General features: G+C 67.0%; 3 protein-coding genes. 2 read left to right on the forward strand and 1 reads right to left on the reverse strand.

The genetic code is table 11. The annotated features are described in order from the left end of the window. Positions 1-101: 101 nt before the first annotated feature. Entirely contained in the window at positions 102-887 is a 786-nt protein-coding gene (locus ACY5KJ_RS18965) for an SAM-dependent methyltransferase (protein ID WP_462204000.1), read from the reverse strand. A 321-nt stretch (positions 888-1,208) separates the two neighbouring features. On the opposite strand from ACY5KJ_RS18965, the gene ACY5KJ_RS18970 reads away from it, so the two are divergent. Continuing rightward, positions 1,209-1,697: an SAM-dependent methyltransferase gene (locus tag ACY5KJ_RS18970; protein ID WP_462204002.1), complete on the forward strand. Its 489-nt coding sequence runs from the start codon at positions 1,209-1,211 to the stop codon at positions 1,695-1,697. Between the two features lie 500 nt (positions 1,698-2,197). Beyond that, positions 2,198-3,343, forward strand: a 1,146-nt coding sequence (locus tag ACY5KJ_RS18975) for a methionine--tRNA ligase (RefSeq protein ID WP_462204003.1), incomplete at its 3' end; no start/stop codon positions are given.

Genomic DNA, 3,343 nt, shown 5'->3' on the forward strand with positions numbered 1-3,343 from the left:
CGCCGGCCGGCCCGGCTTCTTCGTGTCCGCTTCCGACGGCAGCAACGGCGCCAGCACAGCCCACCGCTCGTTCGTCAGGTCACCCCGCACCACACAACGGATCATGCAATCCGAAAATCACCATCAGATCCACGGCCAGCCTCGGGACCTACTTCCCAAACAGGCCCTAGACCGTAGGGCGTGTCCTCCGGCCCGGCGTACCGCCTGATGGCGGTGAATCCGCCGTCTGTGAGCAGTTCACCCAGTTGGCCACTGGTGTAGATGTGGTGAATCGCGGCCGCATGGAGTTCCTCGGTGCCAGGTTTGAATGCGTACCGACTGATCAGCCGGCTTGCCAACGGGTCGTACTCCAGGTTTGTCTCGACAGTGATATCTCCGGTCACCATGGTACTCGGCTCACCGGTGTAGGTGGGCAGAATACTCTCGGCCGTCGCCCCGAAGTCGACGACCAGGCTGCCGCCAGGACGGATCGCCCGAGCCAGGCTCGCGATGAACTCCCGGGTGCCGGCCAGGTCCAGATAGCCGAAGCTGTTGCCCAGGCAGGCGGCCGCGTCGAACGAGCGATCCACCGGGATCGCCCGCATGTCCGCGAGCACGAACTCGACGTGTAGACCGGCCTGCTCTGCCGCCCGGCGGGCATGGTCAATGGCCTCGGCTGAGAGGTCGACGCCGGTCACCCGATGGCCGCGCCCAGCGAGAGCGATACTGTGCCGACCGCTGCCGCAGGGAACGTCTAGGATCCGGGCCACCGGCGGCAGACCGAGCGCGGCCTCGATGAACTCGACGTCAGCCGCGGTCATTTCGGGCGACGCCGCCCGCCGCCAGAACTCGTTCGGAAGTTCGGTAAAGAAGTCCGCGTACCACGCAGACGAGATATCATTTGACAACGCCAGAAGCTCCTCATGGAGTACATCAACACGAAAAATTGATGTCACCAGGCACACCGAGGTCCGACGCTGGTCAGCAGTCGACCTCGATCACCACCACGCCATCCAGGCCGGCGGTGTCCGGTGGCCCGGGACAAGACCCGGGGCAACCATGGCTTCCTCCACGCAAGGCGTCGGGCCGCTCCCCGACGAACTGCCGCCAAACTAGCCCGCCCGCCCGGCGGCGTCAAACCAGTTAATCCGGGTATCGCCGGCCCCGACTCCAGGAAGATCAGCCGGCAGTTGCTCGCGTCGCGCCGCTCACAGCCCCCTTGTCTACGTGTGCAACCCGGGGGTGGTACCGATCGTGCTGGTGCACGCCCGGGCCCTACTCACCAGCGCCCCGAGGGTCGGACCGCGTATCTCGACGCTGACTTCCACGCCCCGGAGAAGATCCTGGCGTCTGAGCAGCTGCGGGAAACGCTCGACCTGGCCCAGCCTGTCGCGGTCATACATTTCATCGCCGACGACGCCGTCGTCAAGGACCTCGTCGGCCGGCTCATGCGTCCGCTTCCGACAGGCAGCATCCTGGCGCTGTCCACCTGCACGGCTGACAGTGCGCCCGAGGAGGTTCGTGTCGGGGTGGCCGCATACAACGCCAGTGGTATTCCGCTCGTCGCCCGAGACAGGGCCTGGGTCGAGCAGTTCTTCGATGGGCTGGAAATACTCGACCCCAGCGTGGTGCTTGTCAACCACTGGCACCCTGACGAGCTCGCCGCCGTGGACGATGCTCACGTGCACATGTACGGCGGCATTACCCGGAAGCGGTAACATGCCACGCCGCCGGACCGGCGGCCCCGCCGCGTTCGGCACTCACGGCAGGATGGTATGGGTCTCGTCAGGCTGCCTGAGGACCCGAAAGCCTGGCCGCGGTGTCCGCCGAACGGAGCGCGGCCCGGGCAGCGGGCTTCGCACGGTCGCCGCGGCGACCACCCCGCCGACGGCGGTGCCGCATCCCGCGGATGATCTCGCCGCCAACGTTCCCGGCGCGGCGGTCGGCGCGGCGAGCAGGTCGGGACGGGCCGGCGCCGGCAGAAGATCTGTACTCCGGTATCCGCTACTCCCACCTCGCTCCCCGGGGGCTACCGGGTGCGAGGTCGCGTAGGATTCACCCTCTGTCGAGGACACATGCCACGGCCGAGACGCCGGCCAGCCGGATGATGATGCACATGCCGTCCGGCCTCTTCCGCGCGTCTTGACAGACTGACCGATGAGGCCCTGACGGAGCCTCGTCGGTGAGGCTGCTACCGGGGCGGAAGGACTCACACCAGATGGGCCGCTACTTCGTGACGACGGCGATTCCGTACGTCAACGGCAAGCCGCACGTAGGTCACGCTCTCGAACTGATCGAGACCGATGCGTACGCACGTCATCTTCGTCAGCGCGGCCACGAGGTCCGGTTCCAGACCGGCACCGACGACAACGCCCTGAAGAACGTCCAGGCGGCCGAGGCCGAGGGGATCACACCCGCCGAGTACGTCGAGCGGGTCGCCACCGGGTTCGTGGGCCTTCGCGGTCCGTTGGGCCTCTCGTTCGACGATTTCATCAAGACGAGCACGGACCCCCGCCATCGGCCGGGAGTCGAGAAGCTGTGGTCGGCCTGCGCCGACCGCGGAGACTTCTACCGCAAGACCTACGCCGGTCTGTACTGCGTGGGATGCGAGCTGTTCTACCAGCCCGACGAGCTGGTGGGCGGCCGCTGTCCGGAACACGGGACCGTTCCCGACCTGGTGGAGGAGAGCAACTGGTTCTTCCGGTTGAGCCGCTATCAGGACCAGCTCCACGAGCTCATCTCCGCCGACCGGCTGCGCATCGAGCCCGCCGCCCGCAAGCGGGAGGTACTGTCCTTCATCGAGGCCGGTCTGGAGGACTTCAGCGCGTCGCGGAGCATGAGCCGGGCCCGCGGCTGGGGTATTCCGGTCCCCGGCGACCCCGAGCAGGTCATCTACGTGTGGTTCGACGCACTCGGGAACTACATCACCGCCCCCGGGTACGGCAACGACGACGACAGCTTCCAGCACTGGTGGAACGACGCCGACAGGCGAGTGCACGTCATCGGCAAGGGCATCATCCGCTTTCACGCCGTCTACTGGCCGGCGATGCTGCTCTCGGCCGGGGTGCGCCTGCCCGACACCATCTTCGTGCACGAATATCTCACCGCCGACGGCATGAAGATCAGCAAGTCGGCCGGCAACGCCGAGGATCCCGCCGACATCGTCGCCGCCTTCAACACCGACGCGCTGCGGTGGTGGATGCTGCGCGACGTCGCCCGAGCCGGCGACACCGACTACACGACCGAACGGCTCGTGACCCGCGCGAACGAGGACCTCGCCAACAACATCGGCAACCTGGTCAACCGGACCGTGTCGATGGTGAAGCGGTACCGGGACGGGCTCATTCCCCCGCCCGCCCCCGAC

The organism is Frankia sp. CcWB3, assembly GCF_977927595.1.